General features: G+C 23.7%; 1 protein-coding gene. It reads right to left on the bottom strand.

The genetic code is table 11. The features are described 5' to 3' along the window. A partial coding sequence (locus JCM6256_RS10435) for a beta-1,6-N-acetylglucosaminyltransferase (RefSeq protein WP_025081380.1) occupies nt 1-525 on the bottom strand: 525 nt, incomplete at its 3' end. Between the last annotated feature and the right edge of the window lie 78 nt (nt 526-603).

Raw genomic sequence — 603 nt, 5'->3', positions numbered from 1 at the left:
TTTTATAGAAAACCAATTTGCACCTTTTTTGATTTTCAAATTTTTCAATCTATTAATTCTAAATATAGAATTAAATAATTTAAATAATTTTAGAATATATTTGTGTTTTCTAAAATCAATATTAGCTGGATAATAATAGCTTACTCTGTGTATTATAGCAGAAGTAATCGGATGATCATATTCAAGATATACTTCTTTATTAAAATATTTTTTAAAATAATCTACTGTCATTAAAGGCATATCATTTGAAGAAATCAAGTGAATATAATCATAATTGATCTTTTTACTTTTTATTATTTCTAATAATTTTATAGTAGCTTCTATTTGAGTTTGATTTCCCCATTGCACAGAAATTCTATCAGGCAAAAAAAGAATATTCGATTTTTCACTATTAAGCTTAGGTATATTAAATTTTTTATCCCAATGAATATAAAAATCTATCTCTGGATCATCTAATACATTAATCGTTTCTTGTAAGACATCTGCATTAGTCCCACTTCCAATTACCATAATTGCATGTTTCATTACAAACTAACTCCTTAAAATCCTTATATTTGTATTCTATGAAAAAAATTCTTCTTGTACAATATCACACTACCATGC

Source organism: Lactobacillus hamsteri DSM 5661 = JCM 6256 (assembly GCF_000615445.1).
Taxonomy (GTDB): Bacteria; Bacillota; Bacilli; order Lactobacillales; family Lactobacillaceae; genus Lactobacillus; species Lactobacillus hamsteri.
This window is presented reverse-complemented; position numbering and strand designations above follow the sequence as displayed.